A 239-nucleotide genomic window follows, 5' to 3' on the forward strand; every position below is an offset into this window, starting at 1 on the left:
CCCTATGTGAAGGCTATTGCGGAATTTGCGGGTCAGGCTCTGCATATTCTTGATCGTTTTCACATTGTGGCGATGTTGAATAAAGCCATCGATGAAGTCAGGGCGTCGGAGCACAAACAGCTTCAGGCTGACGGTTATGAACCTGTTTTGAAAAAGTCTCGCTGGTGCCTTCTGAAGCGGAAAGAGAACCTGACTGAGAAAGAAGAAGTCAAGTTAAGCACAGTGCTTCAGTACAACCT

Annotated in this window: 1 protein-coding gene; it reads left to right on the forward strand. The window is 46.9% G+C overall.

From position 1 onward, the window contains the following. The coding region (locus Q1B11_RS20370; RefSeq protein ID WP_299735853.1) for a transposase at positions 1 to 239 on the forward strand (239 nt) is incomplete at both ends.

Origin of the sequence: uncultured Endozoicomonas sp., from assembly GCF_947495845.1 — a bacterium.
Classification (GTDB): Bacteria; Pseudomonadota; Gammaproteobacteria; order Pseudomonadales; family Endozoicomonadaceae; genus Endozoicomonas.